This is a genomic window from Chromobacterium fluminis (assembly GCF_011602385.1).
Lineage (GTDB): Bacteria > Pseudomonadota > Gammaproteobacteria > Burkholderiales > Chromobacteriaceae > Chromobacterium > Chromobacterium fluminis.
The window spans coordinates 1-17082 of the sequence record NZ_JAAOMA010000024.1; the positions used below are offsets into that span (position 1 = coordinate 1).

The following is a 17082-nucleotide window of genomic DNA, read 5'->3' on the forward strand; positions in this document are numbered from 1 at the left end:
CCCCCACCCCCATCGCCACCTTGCGGCGGTTCAGCGACCAATACGCCGGCCGGTCCAGGTAAGGCGCCAGCCGGCGCAGGCCCGGCTTTTGAAACCAATGGTGCCGATAGGCAACCCATTTGCGTACCTTGCGTCTAAACCAAGTCATCTGGAATTTTTTGATCCTTGTGCGCGCTCGTTGCCGTTAAACCACACTCGGCGACGGGGAAAACGCGAAAAGCTTGTCAAAGCCACGTCGATAATTTAAACAAGCGTTTGAATTGTTGCCGCCCAAGCGCAGGGCGCACCCAACGCACGACAGACCTGGCCGGATAGACCAGGCCGCGCAAAACCAACCGGAGAGACCCATGCCTGCATACCAAGCCCCGCTGCGGGATTTCGATTTCGTGCTCCACGAGCTGATCAAGGTACAGGACATCATCCCCACCCTGCCCGGCTACGAAGAAGCCACCCAGGACATCTTCCGCTCCTATCTGGAGGCCGCCGCCCAGTTCTGTGAAAGCGAACTGGCGCCGCTGAACCGCCAGGGCGACGAAGAAGGCTGTCACTACGACAGCTCCACCAAATCCGTCACCACCCCGCCCGGCTTCAAGGAAGCCTACCAGCAATACTGTGAACTGGGCTTCCCCACGCTGGACTGCGACCCGGCCTACGGCGGCCAAGGCATGCCCAAGGCGCTGAGCTTCCCCATCATGGAAATGCAGTGCTCCAGCAACGTGGCCTGGTCCATGTACCCCGGCCTGTCCCACGGCGCGTATTCTGCCATTCATGCCCACGGAACCGAAGCGCAAAAAGCAGCCTACCTGCCCAAACTGGTGGACGGCAGCTGGACCGGCACCATGTGCCTGACCGAACCGCACTGCGGCACCGACCTGGGCCTGCTCAAAACCCGCGCCGAACCCAACGGCGACGGCAGCTACAGCATTACCGGCACCAAGATTTTCATCTCCGCCGGTGAACATGATATGTCCGACAACATCATCCACCTGGTGCTGGCCCGCCTGCCGGACTCGCCCAAGGACGTGAAAGGCATCTCCCTGTTCATCGTGCCCAAGTTTCATGACGACGGCAGCCGCAACCCCGTGGCCTGCGGCAGCCTGGAACACAAGATGGGCATCAAGGCCAACGCCACCGCGGTGATCAACCTGGACGGCGCCAAGGGCTATTTGATTGGCGAAGTCAACAAAGGCCTGTCCTGCATGTTCACCATGATGAACGCCGCCCGCCTGGGCTGCGGCATGCAAGGCCTGGGCATAGGCGAAGCCTCCTTCCAGGGCGCGCTGGCCTATGCGCGCGAACGCCTGCAAATGCGCTCGCTCTCCGGCGACAAATGCCCGGACAAGCCGGCGGACCCCATCATCGTCCACCCGGACGTGCGCCGCATGCTGCTGACCCAGAAAGCCTACACCGAAGCCGGCCGCGCGCTGACCAGCTTGCTGGCGCTGCAACTGGACATTGAAGACAAACACCCGGACGCCGACGCCCGCCAGGACGCCGCCGACCTCGTGGCCCTGCTCACCCCGGTGGCCAAGGCCTTCATGACCGACAACGGCTACGAAGCCGCCAACCTGGGCATGCAAGTGTTCGGCGGCCACGGCTACATCCGCGAATGGGGCATGGAACAACTGGTGCGCGACTGCCGCATCTCCCAGATCTACGAAGGCACCAACGGCATCCAGGCCATCGACCTCTTGGGCCGCAAAGTGCTGATGGACCAGGGCCAGAAGCTGCGCAAGTTCACCAAGCAAATCCACAAGTTCTGCCAGGCCAATGAAGGCAACGACAAGCTGGCCGACTACGTGGCCCCGCTGTCCAAGCTGTTGAAAGACGTGGGCGAAGTGACCATGGGCATCGGCATGGCCGGCATGCAGAACCGCGACGAAGCCGGCGCGGCCGCCACCGACTACCTGCGCCTGATCGGCCACCTCAGCTACGCCTGGCTGTGGGCTCAAATGGCGGAAGTGGCTCATTCCAAGCTGGGCGGCGGCGAAGACGGCTTCTACCAGGCCAAGATCCTGACCGGCCGCTTCTATATGGCTAAGCTGTTCCCGGAAGTGCACAGCCTGCTGGCCAAGCTCAAGGCCGGCGCCAAGCCGTTGATGGAATTGCAGGACGAGCACTTCGCGTTCTAAGCCACCTAGAACGTGTTTACGATCTCGCGAGCTAGGGCGAGACAAGGCGAAAACCGCTGAGAAAGCGGAATGTACAAGCGGTACATGAGCATTTCGAAACGGTTTTCAACGCCGTATCGCCGACGCGCAGCAGATCGTAAACAGGTTCTTAGAACATGAAACGAAAACGGCCCCTATGGGCCGTTCCTCATGGGCGAATTCGCCGCGCTAGCGGCCTCGTCCGCGCTTCTTGCGCCGCCGCTGCTGTTGCGCCTCCGCCAACTGCTCCAGGCACAGATAAAGCTGCTGCACCGCCTCCACATGCTGGGCCAGATCCACGCGCTCCACCGCCAGATTCAGCAGCATCTCCAGATAATTAAAGAAGCCCTTGCACAGGCCGATGCGGTAGCTCTTGTCGGCAAAATCCATATCGCTGGCAATGCGGAACAACAGCCCGCGCGCCGCATGCTGGCGGTTGTTCTTCAACAACTGCGCCATATGCGCGGCGTACTGACGACCAATGGCGCAAGCCTCGAAATAATCCTGGGGCTCCGCCGGCTGCCAATAATGCGGATAAGTGCGGCCCGGCACGCGGCGGACAAAGGGCAGACGGAGGTCTTTGGCTTCGCTGGAGGGGAAACGGTAGCGGGAACGGCGGGGGTTGGGGAAGTCGGCAAGGTCAAACAAGGAAACAGGAATCGGGGAGAACTTCTTTGACATGATATTTCTCCTGCAGTCTGTGGAAGTACCGCCATCCCCTTCTCACGGGGGAAGGCAGACCGAACAGAGCGTGAGAAACCAGCGACTGCGAGCTGGCCAACCAGAAGGTTACCCCATCCGGTCCGCCATACAGACGCAACAGGACGCGCGAAATGCACGGATAGCCGCACTTCGCCCGCAGTCGATAAAAAGAAGATGGGTTCTCACGCCCAGTGCCGGGATCGAACGACACGGAGGTGATTGTTGCTGAGGGAGGAACGAGGGTCAAGCCTTGGAAGTTGTTTGGAGGCTCATGTGCTTTGCCGCCAGCATGGAAGGAGTGGGTCTACTTCTCGGTCATAGGTCATTTACCCGCCAGCCTTTCGCCTCCGCTCAGAACCACTCATCGGCCATTTCCCTTGTACCGAAGCCCAAGGGTGGCCTTCAGATTTGAGGAACGCTCACTCTCGACCCCAAGATGCCGTAGTAGCTGTTGACAGGAGCAAGACAATGACGTCCGCCAGGTGAGGGTTGATATACGGACAAGCCGGGACGCACGGCTTGAGAATATGCCCAATGGGTATGATAATAGCTATCAGAGATGGCCATTGAAATGCGAATATTGACATCAGCATAAACACTGTTAGATATCACAACAATCAGGGAGTCACCATTGAAGTCACGAGATCTCTTCACCATTCACGATCTGATCGCCAGCAATTACACAATCACAAAACTACCTTCTGGGAAATATCGACATCAGTTCACCCCAGCAACAACGGCGACAATCTATGAGTTCGAAGCCAATTCGACCCCAGTTATCACCGAGGGTGAGCGATACAACATTGGCTACGTGGTCGACGCTGCCGGCAGAAACATCATCGACTTGTCCGCACTCTCCCCAACATCTCAAGTCAATCCAATGCTCAGTTTTCTGGCGGCACAGCATATCGCTCACGGGAACCACGCCATCGAGAAGGCTAAGAACGATCAACGCGTCACCCACACAGCTACTGACGGCTACTACTGGGGAAAGAAATATGCTTGGCGCATGTTTGGCACAGTCATTGCTAAGGCAGCCTTCTTTGAGTATCTGGACGAAATTAGGCACCCGTCGATACCCTGCATCACTCGTGATCCCAACCACCCCCACTCAAACGATAAATCAACTGCGTACGCCGAGCATAGTTTGGAAGACGCAATACGCAACCTCATCGCATCCGCGGTCAAGGTATCCCCCGCATACTTCAAATCGCCCTTGTACTCAAAGAAGTTCACAATCAACGGCATTAATGCGCTCACCGACAAGAAGTAAAATCTAATCGTTCATTCCTCCAGGCAACCCAAGAGTGGATAAATGCTTTAATCCCCGCTCCAAAACTGCCTGGGGAGACCGCCTGAACAAACGAATACAGACAATATCATTTAGTTGTGCATTTTCGACAAACGCACACCTATACCATTGACAAAATGACAAAAAAAGCAGACATCTGAAATACACTCATTGGTAAACTTAATATAAACCTGTGCCGGCTTATACTTCATATTAGACACCATTCGTTGACAAAATATCAGACCATATTCATATTCAATGGCAAGACTCATTTTTTCATAAAGTCACTTGCAATTTACATGATAAAACTTCTGACTAGGGTACCTATCAACTCAGGACTATGAGCAATATGGCATTGATGAAACATAGGATGATCGCCTAAAAATTCATTAATTTAGGGCGGACTAGTACCCATCAATTAATTCAAACGTTAGGCCTCAATCAATATGGAAGCATTAATCGACCTTCTGAAGACTGATCCGAACGCCGCAAACACCTTCGGTGCACTTGCCAGCGCTGCAGTGGCTTTTTTCGCTCTCTTATTATCCATAATCTCTGTGGGTATTTCTGTATGGGCAATTCACAGCGAGCGCAAGCACAATACACTCTCTGTCCGTCCATTAGCGGAAATCACTGTCGCCGACTACGAAGACTGCCTTCGAGTCAAGCTCCGAAACCATGGCATTGGCCCTATGCTGATAACCGCAGTCAGTGTCTGCGATAACAAGAGTTGCAAACCGAGCCTCGTGGAATGGATGCCTCAATTGCCGAGGGATCACCCATGGACCAACTTCGCCAGCAACACTGCTGGGCGTGCGCTCCCTCCCGGCGGTGAAATCATTCTACTCGAACTTGTAGAACACGAGGGAGAAAGCGGCTTTGCTAGTTGCCGCAAGCTAATCCGCGAAGCACTTGCCACATTAACGGTGCATGTTGAATACACCGACATCTACAACACATTGATGCCAGAGCACAGTAAGCCATTATCCTGGTTTGGTCGGCACACAGCCTAACTAGTAGTTACACACGGATGCCCAAGCCTCGCATGACCGTCGGTGAACTTGAGCATTCCTGACCATCTGCTTTTCACAGTTCACTATTTTCGCTTAGGGTCGAGAGCGGTCCTAAGCAGCTGAGAAGGTAGCCATTCGGACAGGGTTTATGCCCAGCGACAGCTAAATTAGGCTAGGCTTTTCTTCCGGATATCTTAAGGCTGTAGCAAAGCCCACCTGCTCGGTGGGCTTTCTCAAAGTTAGGCATGAAGACATAGTCGCCCTAGCCCCCAACTAGCTTTGAAGGCTTAAGATTTTCTGACTCCAGCACCCACCCCTTTTGGCCTCCATCCCCCCCGTATACGCATCAATTTTGCCGAACACAGTCTTTCCAACCCGACAGAACGTGTCGGCTTGAATCGTGAATGCCGGTTTGTCGCGTGTATCGTTTACGGCAGCGTAAGCGAGGATGTCACGGCTTGCGATGGCCTCCGTCATTGGATCGGAGCAGCCGAACAAAGCGCTAACAAGAGGAGCCAGGAGAACTAGCTTGGTCATTTTTGGTATCCACCATTTCACCAGAGAACAACATTCTGCCCAGTTACACGGAATGATGTCACCATACCGAAGACTGGCTAGGTAGTGCCCTACCCACATACAGCAACTTACAGATTTGGCCACTTGGGGTCATACACAGAGCAACACGGCGTCAAACTGTCATACAACAAAGATTTTGGCGATTCTCTTTAAAGGTCCCAAACATGCACACCAACTCCCTCAGCTCATTCCTTAGCGGCATAGCTCTTTGTACCCTTGCCCTTACTGCTACGGCTTCTTCCCTTTACCAAGGCGTTATCACTGCCAGGAATGCGGGTGCGGGAAAAACCTGCTTCTCGGTGGACAGCTACCGATCGGCAAACAAGTCCATTGCCATCCCTGCCAAGGGGCTGGTTTTGACTTCAATCACCGTTTACACGACAACGACGGATGGCGCGCAAGCAATTTGGCAAGTAGATGCTGCCTCGCGCAACGAAGCGGAGCTGTACAAGGTCAAGTCAGCTGAATGTTTGGCTTATGGTGAAACGATTCCAGGAAAATACACGGTGGAGCAAGCCCCCAAATCTTTCCCAAACTCAAGCCCATTGGAGGTCGTGACTACCTACTGGCATCCAAGCGGAGCCGCGAATGGTTTGACGCTAGGTGGTACGTTTTGCTCAACAGCAAATGGCGTCATCGCAGCGTCAGAAGATGGAAGCTGCCCCGGCCAAAGCGCTTCCAAGAAAAAAACCAAGTCATTTTAAGCGCGTAACCTTCACTCGTCATGGGACAAAGCAACAAGAGCAGCTGTTACGGGACCCAGCCCTTACCTTAAAGGTCAAAGAATGTACGCAAACGGTCTACTTTCACTCCTTGGCGGCATGATTATTGGTGCGGCTTCTCTCACCACCTGTGCGTCATCTCTTTACCAAGGCATTATCACTACTCGGAATACGGAGGCAGGAAAAGTCTGCTTCTCCGTAGACAACTACCGATCAGCAAACAAATCCGTTGCCATCCCTGCCAAGGGGCTGGTTTTGACTTCCATCACGGTTTACACGGAAACGGCCAACGGTGCGCAAGCCATCTGGAAAATTAATGCAGCGTCCCGAAACGAAGTAGAACTCTACAAAGTCAAGTCTGGTGAATGTTTGATTTACGGAGAAGTCATTGCTGGCAAATACACAGTTAGCCAAGCTCCGAAGCCACTACCGGCCTCAACTCCGTTAGAGGTTGTAGCAACGTATTGGTACCCAGCAGAATTCAATAATATTTTGTCCATGGGAGGAAAGTTTTGCTCAATGGAAAATGGAATCATCGACGCCTCCGAAGACGGTAGCTGCCCTGGCCAAAGCGCTCCTAAGAAACGAGCCAAATCCCTATAAGCTTTTTGACCACAACACCATAAACAGAACAGCCTCTCAAATGAGAGGCTGTTTCCTATTCAAACACCAGCTTAGACGGGTTTCAGCTCCCGCAACGCTTCCGGATGCTGCACAGCTACCCGCAGCAAGGTCTGCGCCGCGCCGGTGGGCATGCGCCGGCCTTGTTCCCACTCCTGCAGCGTGCGCTTGCTGACATCCAGCAATGCCGCGAATTCCGTCTGGGACATGCCCATCTGCAAACGCGCTTGTGCGGCCAGCGTGGGCGTGACCTGGGTGCGCCGGGCGGCCTGATCCGCCTTCATCTGGCGCACGGATTCCAGCAGTTCCGCTCCCAGATCGCGCTGGGCGTCCCGAGCGGCCAGTTCTTTGTCAGTCGGCATCAATAGTCTCCTTGATCGCTCTGAGAATGTGGGCCGGAATATCCTCCCTCACATTCTTGCCATAGATGGTAAGCAACCAAATCGTGCCATCATCCAATAGGTTGTAATGGATCACTCGCACCCCGCCACGCTTCCCCTGCCCTTCCGAAGACCAACGTACCTTGCGGCAACCACCGGAGCCGGGGATCACCGCACCGGCAGTGGGATTGTTGACTAGCCAGACAAAGAAGGCGCTACGCTCTTCTTCTCTCCAGTAATCAGCAACATACCTAGTAAAAATGGAGGTTTCCGCTAGGGTGTACATGGCTCAATAGTACGTCAATGACGTACTCTCCACAAGAAAGAACAGACCTAGGTAAACACAAGCCACCGCATGAATCCATCGATCAAGCTCCCCACAACCTAATCCCCACCCTCACCCACTCTTAAACGCCTCAAAAAACCCCAGCGCCCGCGCATCGCCGGCATAAGCGACATTGATCCGCAGCCAGTCATTGTCCTCGCCGCCGGGCATGAAGCCGCTGCCCGGCGACAGCAGGATTCCTCGCTTGGCGGCTTCCGCCTGCATTTCCTCGAAGCTGTGGCGGCCGGTGCGCGCCCAGACGAACATGCCGCCCTGCGGCTCCGCGAACACTTGCCAGCCGTTGGCTTCCAGCGTTTGCAGCGTAGCGGCCATTTGCCGGTTCAGCCGCAGCCGCAGCCTTTGCGTCAGCTTGCGGTAAGCGCCGCTAGACAAGAGCTGGGCCACCACGCATTCCGCAAAGCGCTGGGTGCCAATGCCGGTGTACATCTTGATATTGGCCAGTTGGCGGATCAGTTCCGGCTGGGCCAGCACATAGCCGACGCGTAGCGAGCAACTGAGGGTTTTGGAGAAGCTGGACACGTAGATCACCCGCCGCAGCGAATCCAGCGCCGCCAGGCGCACGCCGGGGTGGTTCTGGAAATCCGCGTAGATGTCGTCTTCCACGATCAGAAAGTCATGGGCCTCCGCCAGTTGCAGCAGGCGGTGCGCCACCGCCGGCGTCAGACAGGTGCCGGTGGGGTTGTGGAACAGGCTGTTGATGAACAGGCATTTGGGCCGCTGCCGGGCCAGGATGGCTTCCAGCGCCGCCAGGTCCGGCCCGTTGCCGGCGCGCGGCACCGCCAGCATTTCTATGCCGTGGAATTTCAGCAGGTTGAACAGATTGTAGTAGCCGGGGCTTTCCACCAGCACGGTGTCGCCGGGCTTGAGCAGCGCGCGCGCCAGCAGGTCCAGCGCGTGGCTGCCGCCGTTGGTGGTGAGGATTTGCTCCTGCTCCACATGGATGTCGATCTGGCGCAGCCGCTGTTGCAGTTGCCGGCGCAAGGCGGGCAGGCCCAGCGGGGTGCTGTAGTCGAACAGGTCCGCCGGCTGGCAGCGGGTGATGTGGCGGATGGCGTAGCCCAGTTCTTCCTGGTCCCGCCAGCTGTCCGGCACCCAGCCGCAGCCCAGTTTCAACTGCTCGTCGCTGTCGCTGAACTGGCCCCAGGCCGGTTCCATGGTTTCCCGCCATTCGCTTTCCTCGCGGCCCGGCGGCGCGGCCACGAAGAAGCCGGCGCCGTGGCGCGATTCCAGCAGGCCCAGCGCCACCAGCCGGTCGTAGGCGTCGATCACGCAGGACTGGCTGAGCTGCTGCTCCTTGGCCAGTTGGCGGATGGAGGGCAGCCGGGTGCCGGGGCGGACCCGGCTGCGCCGTATCCAGGCGCGCAATTGATCTGCAATTTGCTGCACCAGCGGCTGCCGGCTGGCGCGGTCGAGTTCTAGCCGCATGGCAGGCTCACTGTTTGCTGATAACGAGCAAACAGTTAAGCGCAAATGGCCGCCGCTGTCACTTGTTGCCGTCATGGGTGGGCCGGATAGTGGCGTGTCGCACCCTTTTCATATCCAGGCCATAGCTTATGACTGTTCCACTGTTCGCCCACACTGTTTGTCCTGCCGTTTCCCTTTTGTCCACGGAGGCCGCATGAACGCGCGCCGCCACCCTGCCCGGCTGGCCTTCGGCCTGTGCCTGATCACTTGCGCGGTGAATCTGCAAGCGCCGTTGTACACCGCTTACGCGCAGTTGGCCGGCCAGGGCGCGGCGGCCACCGCCACCGCGTTTTCCGCCTATGTGCTGGGGGTGTTGCCGGTGCTGTTGGCGCTGGGCGGCCTGCCGGACCGGCTGGGACGCAAGCCCTTGATCCTGGCGGCACTGGCGCTGGCGATGCTGGCCACCGCCGTCATGGCGCTGTGGCCGCGGCTGGAGGCCTTGGCCGTGGCGCGCTTTCTGCTGGGCTGCGGCACCGCGCTGGCTTCCGCCGCCGGCGTCGCTTATATGGGGGAATTGATGGCGGAGCCGGACGGCCGCCGCGCCACTTTGTGGGTGACTGCCAGCACCTCGTTGGGCTTTGGCCTGGGCGCGGCGCTGACCAGCTTGTGCCTGCTGTGGCAGAACACGCTGACCCCGGCCAGCTTCTGGCTGCATCTGGCGCTGGCCGGCGCGGCGCTGCTGGCGGTGGCGGGCTTGCCGGACCCAGCCCCGCGCGGTCGTCACGCCTCCATGCTGCGCCCGCCCTATTTCCCCGCCGGCAGCTTGCTCTTCGGCTTGGCCATTCTGCTGGCCTGGGCGGCGGTGGGGCTGGTGATCGCGCTATTGCCCTCGGTGCTGGCCGCGCATGGGCTGGCGCGCTGGTCCGGGTTTTCCACTTTCACCGTGATCAGCTGCGGCCTGTTGTTCCAGCCGCTGGCCCGCGCGATGCCGCCCAGCCACGCCGCCCGCCTGGGCATGTTGGTGCTGCCGCCCAGTTACGCGCTGCTGGCCTGGGGCGCGACTCAGGGTTCGCTGGCGGCGGTGTTGCTCGGCGCGCTGGGCGCGAGCAGCTCCTGCTACGGCTTTACTTATCTGGGCGGTTTGTCCGCGGTGAACGCGCTGGCCGGCGCGGAGAAGCCGCGCGCCAGCGCTGGTTTCTTTCTATTGGCTTATATCGGCTTCAGCCTGCCGGTGATCTTCACCGGCTTGCTGCTGGACCGCCTGGGCGCGCCCATGGCCTTGTTGCTGTTTGGCCTGGCGCTGGCCGCCGGCGCGGCCATGGTGGCGCCGGCAATTGGACGGGAAACGGCGATGACAGGCATGCCCGCCATCGCCGCCGCCAGCCGGCGCGATTAGCCGACTAGCCCAGCCAGACTACTCAATTCACCGGATAGGCGGTCAGCAAAACCCAACTGCCCCGCACCACTTCGAAATCCAGTTGCACGCTGGAGAATTGCGAGCGGGTCTGCGCGGTGCACTTGCCCGCCGCGTCCGCAGCGGTGCAGCTATAGCCGCCTATCTTGTCTTTCTTCAGCACGCTATAGACGGTGACGCTCTGGCGGGCGTGGTTGCCGGAACACTGTACCGCGACGCCGGTGTACTTCTTGGGGTCCACGTAGTTGTTCCAGAAGCCGGTGTATTCCTCCACGCTGGTGAACAGGGTCTTGCCCACCTGGCTGGTACCGGCCGGCGGCGTCGCTCCATAGATATGCTGGTTGAGATGGCCGCCCGCGGCGTTGTTGTTGGCGGACACGCCGCTAGTCTTGACGCTGGGGATGGCCCGGCACTCTACGGCGTGGGCCAGACTGGGCAGGCCGGCGGCGATCAGTAGCGCGATGGCCATGGACAAGTGGTTAAGGGGGATTTTCTGGGCGTTTTGGCTCATGGTGAAACTCCTTGTGGAGAATGGGAAGGCCGGATCGCTTTGCCGCTAGCCGCAGGGCGGCAAGGAGGCTTCCGCCAAGACCGCGCAAACGTTCGTGGGCTCGCTCTTGACACCGCAGCGCTGACATGTGGCGGCGTCTAAATTACTCATACAGCATTGTTTATAATTCACCCCCAATAAATGTCAAATGGATTTTTTTACATCAATATGCCGTGCATTTAAGTTAATCACCCAGTCCATGTTCATTGCCCCGCCTCCTGCGGCGGCTAGCCTTGGCGTCTCCTTTGCCGGCCAGGTTTGGCTGGCAAAAAAATGCCATCACAAAATTGTTCACATTAAAATATTCTCCTAACAGAATATATGATCCGCCATTGTAAAATTAAATCTCAAAGCCCACACTATTTACCCGCCACCCATATTCACCGCTGACTTTTCTCACTCACAATAGCATCGCTATGTATGCATTTTGTCCTCGCTTTGTTTTTAATGTGCATTCTGGGGAAATTAATATCGAAAACTCAGACTCCAAACCGGGTCCGTCATGATTTACGCATTTGATTGCCATGCATTTTCCGCAGCAATGACACACGATGCGGCATCAAACGCATGGGATTGACGGCAATTGGTTTTGCCCTGGTTTTTCGCTGAACATTAATGGAGGATTCCCCATGGAAGTCAAATTTGGCAAAAAGAACGAGCCCTCGTTTTTTCTGGAGAAGAGCAAGGATTTAATTGCGGTGCGCACTCGAGACAATCAGCCAATTTCCACCAAGCTCAGCGCCACAATGCCAGCCGGCATCGCCAGTGGCGAGTTGGTATTGCAGTTTCCGGATGCGGGTTTGGAGGTGTACCGGGTGCCGCCGGGCCAGCAATCCGTCAATACGCGGAAAACCAGTTTGCGCGGTTTGCCCGAAGTGCGTTTCGCCGGCAGCGCGCTGGTTGACCGGCTCACTGGCGAGCCGGTGATTTACACCGAGAACATTTTCATCAAGTTTATTGATTCGCTGGATGAGCAAAGCTGCCTGGCCATCCTCCACGCCGCCGGCCTCACGGTGAAGCAGCGGCCGGCTTACGCCGCCAACGCTTATTTTGCCGCGGCCAAGGAGGGCAGCGGCACGCAGGTGTTTCAAACCGCGCTGGATTTGCTGCGACGCAGGGAGGTGGAGTACTGCCACCCTGAGCTGCTGCGCCAGCGCAAGCGGCGCGCCATTCACCCGAATCAGTGGCATCTGAAGAAAACCACGGTCAGTTATCAGGCGGAAATCGACGCCAGCGCCAATGTGGAGGCGGCGCATCGCCTGAGCCAGGGGGCAGGAGTTGTGATCGCGGTGATCGACGACGGCGTGGATATCGAGCACCCGGAGTTTGCCGTGCCGGGCAAAATCGTGGCGCCGGCGGATGTCAGCGATCCCGCCGCCAGCACGGACCCCCGGCCCAAGCAAGCGTGGGACAACCATGGCACGGCGGTGGCGGGCGTGGCGTGCGCCAGCGGGCGCTACGGCGCCAGCGGCGTGGCCCCCAAGGCGCGGCTGATGCCGATCCGCCTGGCCAGCGATTTGGGCTCGATGGCAGAGGCCTTCTCTTTCTTATGGGCGGCCAATCAAGGCGCCGACGTCATTTGTTGCAGTTGGGGACCGAGTGACGGCGCTTGGTTCGACCCGGCCGACCCGCTGCACCATCAGGTGGCGGCCTTGCCTGCCAGTACGCGGCTGGCGATGGATTACGCCGTCCAGCAAGGACGGGGCGGCAAGGGTTGCGTAATCTTTTTTGCGGCCGGCAATGGCAATGAAAGCGTGGATAACGATGGTTACGCCAGCTACGAAAAGGTGACGGCGGTGGCGGCTTGCAATGAGTACAGCCGGCGCAGCATCTACAGCGATTACGGCCAGGCGGTCTGGTGCGCTTTTCCCAGCGCCGATATTACCCACCCGGACCCGAGCATTCGGCCGGAGCCGGATCCGGATGGCCGGCCGCCACGCAGCCGCGGCATCTGGACTTCGGATCGCAGCGGCGGGGCCGGCTACAATTCTGGCAGCATCGACAGCGGGGACCAGTGGGGCAATTACACCGATGATTTTGGCGGCACTTCCAGCGCCTGCCCCGGCGCGGCGGGGGTAGCGGCCTTGATCCTGGCGGCACATCCTGCATTGGGCTGGCAGGAGGTGCGCAACATCATCGCGCAGAGTTGCGACAAGATTTCGCACCCCGGCGATGGCGAAGGCGGCCAGTACGATGGCAAGGGCCACAGCCGTTTTTACGGCTATGGCCGGGTGAACGCCGAAAACGCGGTACTCATCGCCAAGCGGCTGGCTCAGGCCGAGCCGCAGCCCGCGCCAGCCCTCTCCGTCGATTGATCCGTCGCGGCGGCGCGCCTTCAGCCGGCAGACGGCTTGACGGCGCGCAGCACAGCCTCCGCCAGGGTGCGCAGCAGTAATTCGCATGACGCGGCCCCGGCGTCCAGCACCCCCACGGAACGCGGGCCCAGGCGGGCGGCGCGCCCCAACCGGGCCTGCATCATCCGGGTGGACTCCAAGCCCTGCGCCGCCGCCGCTTGCATCGCCCGCAGACACTGCGGCCACCCCTCCCCGCTGGCCAGCGCTTGCTGATAGGCATCCCGCGCCGGCAGCAACACGTCAACCAGGGTTTTGTCGCCGGCGCGCGCGCCGCCCATGTCCAGCACCGCCTCCGTGCCGGCGGCCAGCGCCGCGCCGAAGCCGGCGGCATCCAGCCAGGGCCGCGAATCCAGCGTGTCCGCCATGGCCAGGAACAGGCTGCCGTACAGCGGCCCCATCGAACCACCGATGTCGTCCATCAAGCCGCGGGCCAGCAGCCGCAGCGCCTGCGGCAGCGGCGGCAAGGCCGGCAAGGCGTCCAGCGCTTGCCGGCACAAACCAAAACCCTTGTTCATATTGACGCCGTGGTCGCCGTCGCCAATCGCGCCGTCGATCTCGCTGAGACGGTCGCGCTGGCTGCGAATGGCCTCTATCATCACCGGCACCGCCTGGACGGTGGCGGCCCACGGCAGGCTTGCATCCGGGCTCAACATGGCAGCGCTCCCACCGTCCAGGCCGGGGATTGGCAGGGGTGGTCCAGGCCGGCGGCCAGTTCCGGCGTCAGCTTCATCAGGGTGACGCTGGCGCCCATCATCTCCAGCGCGGTGAAGTAATTGCCCACCAGCGGCCGGTCCACCTGGATGCCGCGCACCTGCAGTTGAGCGGACAGCTCGCCGTAGAGAATGTATTGCTCCATCAACGGGGTGGCGCCCATGCCGGACAAGAGCAAGGCCGCCCGGTCGCCCCGCTGCAAGGGCAGGTCGGCAAGCAGGGTTTCCAGCATCAGCTCCGCCATTTGTCTGGCGCTGGCGGTGGGCAGAACTTGGACGCCGGGCTCGCCGTGGTGGCCAATGCCCACTTCCATTTGACCGTCGGCGATGTGGAAATTGGCCTTGCCCGCCGCCGGAATGGTGCAGGCGGACAAGCCGATGCCCATGCTGCGGGTGTGAGCAATGGCCTGGCGCGCGGCGTCCGCCACCTGTTCCAGGCTGCCTCCCTGCGCGGCGTGGGCCGCTGCGGCCTTCCACATCAGGATTTCACCGGCCACGCCGCGGCGGCGCTCGCTCTCTTGAGCCGGGGCGGAGGGCACGTCGTCGTTGGCCACCACCGCCTCGACTCGCACGCCGGCCTGCTCGGCCAGGCGCATCGCCATTTTCACATTCATATTGTCGCCGGCGTAGTTGCCATACAGGCAAACCACGCCCGCGCCGCCGTCGGCGGCGGCGAATGCATCGGCAAAGCTCTTGGCGCTGGGCGAGGAGAACACTTCGCCGACTGCCACGGCGTCCAGCAGGTGGCGGCCCAGATAGCCGAGAAATGCCGGCTCGTGACCGGAGCCGCCGCCGCTGACGATGCCGACGCGGCCGGGCGCGCCGGCGTAGATGGATTTGAGCACGCGTGGGTTGCCGGTGGCGGCAACACTGCCATTGTGCGCGGCCAGGAAGCCGATCAACATGTCTTCGACCATGCGATCGGGATGGTTGAGGATGCGGTTCATGGTGTAGCTCCTATAAGGCGGTGTAGCCGCCATCTATCAACAGGTTCTCGCCGGTGATCATCGCGGCGTGCTCGCTGGACAGGTAGGCCGCCAACGCGGCCACTTCGTCCGGGCGGATAAAGCGGCCCAGCGGTATCCGCCGCCGCATGTCTTCGCCCACCGCGCCGGCCCAGGCCTGGCGGCCCAACTCGGTGGCCACCACGGTGGGGGAAATGGCGTTGACGGTAATGCCGTGGGCCGCCCACTCCGCCGCCAGCACCCGGGTCAGCGCCACCAGGCCGGCCTTGCTGGCGCAGTAAGCGCTGTGGCGCTCCAGCGCCACCACGCTGGCCTGGGAAGCGATATTGACGATGCGGCCGCCGCCCTGCTGGCGCATCAAGCGGCCGGCGGCCTGGGCCAGGAAGAACGGAGCCTTCAGATTGAGCGCCATGGTGGCGTCCCACGCCGCTTCGCTCACGTCGTCGGCGCGGTCCAGCAGCGCGATGCCGGCATTGTTGATCAGGATGTCCAGGCGCTTGCCCCAGCCGTGTGTCTGACGCACCACTTGCTCGGCGTTGCCGCTAACGCCGAGGTCGGCGACTATCGCCAGATGGCGCCGCGGGCCGCCGGCCAGTTGCGGCAGGCGCTCCTTCACGCTGCTGCTGATGTCCGCCAGCGCCACTGCCGCGCCCAGTTCCGCCAGCCGCTCGGCGATGGCCAGGCCGATGCCAGCGGCGGCCCCGGTCACCAGGGCCACCTTGCCGTCAAGCTTGAATCCGGCGTCCCAAGCCCGGTTTGCATGTCCTTCCATTGCGTTCTCCATCAGGCCTCTCCCGGCAACAACATGACCTTGAGCGAGCGGTCGCCGCTGCGTACCAGGTCGAAACCCTCTCGAAAGCGCGCCAGCGGCAGTGTGTGAGTGACCACGCCCTGGGTGGGCAGGCTTTGGTCGCGGATGCCCTCAATCACATGCGGGTAGCAGTAAGGTCCCAAATGGGAGCCGAGGATGTCCAGTTCCTTGCGGTCGCTGATGATGCTCCAGTCCTCGCACACCGGGTCCTTGAACACGCCTACTTCAACGAAGCGCCCCAGCTTGCGCAGCATGGCCAGGCCCTGGCTGACTGACTTGGGATGACCGGTGACCTCGATGTAGATGTCGCAGCCGTAGCCGCCGGTCAGCCGCTTGATCTCGGTGTTGACGTCGTCGCGGCTCGGGTTCAGCGTCAGGTCGGCGCCAAAGCGACGCGCCAACTCCAAACGCTCGTCGAACAGGTCGAGCGCAATCAGCTTGGCCGGCCCGGCCTTGCGCGCGGCGCCGATAATGCCCAGGCCCAGGGTGCCTGCGCCGGACACCACCACCACGTCGCCCAGCTGGATCTGGGCGCGCTGAACCGCGTGAAAGGAGCAGGCATAGGGTTCGATCAGCACCGCCTGCTCCAGCGGCAGTTCTTCCGGCACCCGGTAGGTGATCGCCTCCTTGGTGAATTTCATGTACTCGGCCATGCCGCCGTTGACGTTGTGCTGGAAACCATAGAGATCGTGTTTCTCGCACATCCAGTACTGGCCGCGTTGACAAAAACGGCAGGCCCAGCAGGGCACGATCTGCTCGGAAATCACTCGCTCTCCGATGGAGAACCGGGTCACGCCAGCACCCAGCTTGACGATGCGGCCGATGAATTCGTGGCCGGGTATCATCGGCGCCTTGATGTAGGCGGGCTGGTTCTCGTCGCCCCAAAAACTGGGCGCGCCGTCATAGGCTTTCAGATCGCCTGCGCAGATGCCGCAGCCTTCCACTTTGACCAGGATTTCTCCCGGCCCCGGTTCCGGCACCGAAACGGTTTCCAGCCGGTAATCGCCCGGCGCGTAGGCCACTACCGCCTGCATGGCGGCGGGAATGAGGGTTTCGCTTGCGCTCATGGCCGT

At 60.2% G+C, this 17082-nt stretch carries 16 protein-coding genes; 7 read left to right on the plus strand and 9 right to left on the minus strand.

Annotation, left to right across the window (positions count from 1 at the left end):
* Window positions 1-347 precede the first annotated feature (347 nt).
* On the plus strand, window positions 348-2132 hold the full coding sequence (locus tag HA052_RS16525; protein ID WP_166452717.1) for an acyl-CoA dehydrogenase C-terminal domain-containing protein: 1785 nt from the start codon (window positions 348-350) through the stop codon (window positions 2130-2132).
* 207 nt (window positions 2133-2339) lie between these two features.
* Here the strand turns inward: HA052_RS16525 and HA052_RS16530 are convergent, their stop codons facing one another.
* Window positions 2340-2831, minus strand: coding sequence for a hypothetical protein (locus HA052_RS16530; protein WP_166452718.1), 492 nt, complete (start codon window positions 2829-2831; stop codon window positions 2340-2342).
* A 652-nt stretch (window positions 2832-3483) separates the two neighbouring features.
* Between HA052_RS16530 and HA052_RS16535 the strand changes: the two genes are divergently transcribed.
* The 4 genes from HA052_RS16535 to HA052_RS16550 all read left to right on the plus strand — a co-directional run bounded on the left by HA052_RS16535 (window position 3484) and on the right by HA052_RS16550 (window position 7057).
* The gene (locus tag HA052_RS16535) at window positions 3484-4125 is read left to right on the plus strand and encodes a hypothetical protein (protein ID WP_166452719.1); all 642 of its coding nucleotides are present in this window, start codon (window positions 3484-3486) and stop codon (window positions 4123-4125) included.
* A gap of 464 nt (window positions 4126-4589) precedes the next feature.
* Entirely contained in the window at window positions 4590-5156 is a 567-nt protein-coding gene (locus tag HA052_RS16540; RefSeq protein WP_166452720.1) for a hypothetical protein, read from the plus strand.
* Between the two features lie 740 nt (window positions 5157-5896).
* Window positions 5897-6436, plus strand: coding sequence for a hypothetical protein (locus tag HA052_RS16545; protein WP_166452721.1), 540 nt, complete (start codon window positions 5897-5899; stop codon window positions 6434-6436).
* 81 nt (window positions 6437-6517) lie between these two features.
* Window positions 6518-7057 (plus strand): hypothetical protein, encoded by a 540-nt coding sequence (locus tag HA052_RS16550; protein ID WP_166452722.1) that lies wholly within the window; start codon window positions 6518-6520, stop codon window positions 7055-7057.
* 71 nt (window positions 7058-7128) lie between these two features.
* Here the strand turns inward: HA052_RS16550 and HA052_RS16555 are convergent, their stop codons facing one another.
* The 3 genes from HA052_RS16555 to HA052_RS16565 form a co-directional block, all read right to left on the minus strand.
* A complete protein-coding gene (locus tag HA052_RS16555; protein ID WP_166452723.1) occupies window positions 7129-7437 on the minus strand; it encodes a helix-turn-helix domain-containing protein in 309 nt (102 codons plus the stop codon).
* The gene (locus HA052_RS16560; protein WP_166452724.1) at window positions 7427-7741 is read right to left on the minus strand and encodes a transcriptional regulator; all 315 of its coding nucleotides are present in this window, start codon (window positions 7739-7741) and stop codon (window positions 7427-7429) included. Before HA052_RS16560 ends, HA052_RS16555 begins: the two co-directional genes overlap by 11 nt.
* Window positions 7742-7852: 111 nt before the next feature.
* Window positions 7853-9226 carry an aminotransferase-like domain-containing protein gene (locus HA052_RS16565; RefSeq protein ID WP_166452725.1) on the minus strand — a complete coding sequence of 458 codons (1374 nt, stop codon included), beginning with the start codon at window positions 9224-9226 and terminating at the stop codon, window positions 7853-7855.
* A gap of 193 nt (window positions 9227-9419) precedes the next feature.
* On the opposite strand from HA052_RS16565, the gene HA052_RS16570 reads away from it, so the two are divergent.
* On the plus strand, window positions 9420-10601 hold the full coding sequence (locus tag HA052_RS16570) for an MFS transporter (protein WP_166452726.1): 1182 nt from the start codon (window positions 9420-9422) through the stop codon (window positions 10599-10601).
* 22 nt (window positions 10602-10623) lie between these two features.
* Here the strand turns inward: HA052_RS16570 and HA052_RS16575 are convergent, their stop codons facing one another.
* Window positions 10624-11130, minus strand: coding sequence for a hypothetical protein (locus HA052_RS16575; protein WP_206118933.1), 507 nt, complete (start codon window positions 11128-11130; stop codon window positions 10624-10626).
* Window positions 11131-11798: 668 nt separating this feature from the next.
* On the opposite strand from HA052_RS16575, the gene HA052_RS16580 reads away from it, so the two are divergent.
* Window positions 11799-13484, plus strand: a complete 1686-nt coding sequence (locus tag HA052_RS16580; protein WP_166452727.1) for a S8 family peptidase — start codon at window positions 11799-11801, stop codon at window positions 13482-13484.
* 20 nt (window positions 13485-13504) lie between these two features.
* On the opposite strand, the gene dhaL is transcribed toward HA052_RS16580, so the two are convergent.
* From dhaL to HA052_RS16600, 4 genes are read right to left on the minus strand one after another with little or no spacing between them, the layout of a single operon-like run.
* Window positions 13505-14176 (minus strand): dihydroxyacetone kinase subunit DhaL, encoded by a 672-nt coding sequence (gene dhaL, locus HA052_RS16585; protein WP_166452728.1) that lies wholly within the window; start codon window positions 14174-14176, stop codon window positions 13505-13507.
* Window positions 14170-15180 (minus strand): dihydroxyacetone kinase subunit DhaK, encoded by a 1011-nt coding sequence (locus HA052_RS16590; protein ID WP_166452729.1) that lies wholly within the window; start codon window positions 15178-15180, stop codon window positions 14170-14172. The genes dhaL and HA052_RS16590 overlap by 7 nt, the downstream gene beginning before the upstream one ends.
* 10 nt (window positions 15181-15190) lie before the next feature.
* A complete protein-coding gene (locus HA052_RS16595; RefSeq protein ID WP_166452730.1) occupies window positions 15191-15970 on the minus strand; it encodes a GolD/DthD family dehydrogenase in 780 nt (259 codons plus the stop codon).
* 11 nt (window positions 15971-15981) lie between these two features.
* Window positions 15982-17076, minus strand: coding sequence for an MDR/zinc-dependent alcohol dehydrogenase-like family protein (locus HA052_RS16600; RefSeq protein ID WP_166452731.1), 1095 nt, complete (start codon window positions 17074-17076; stop codon window positions 15982-15984).
* Window positions 17077-17082 lie beyond the last annotated feature (6 nt).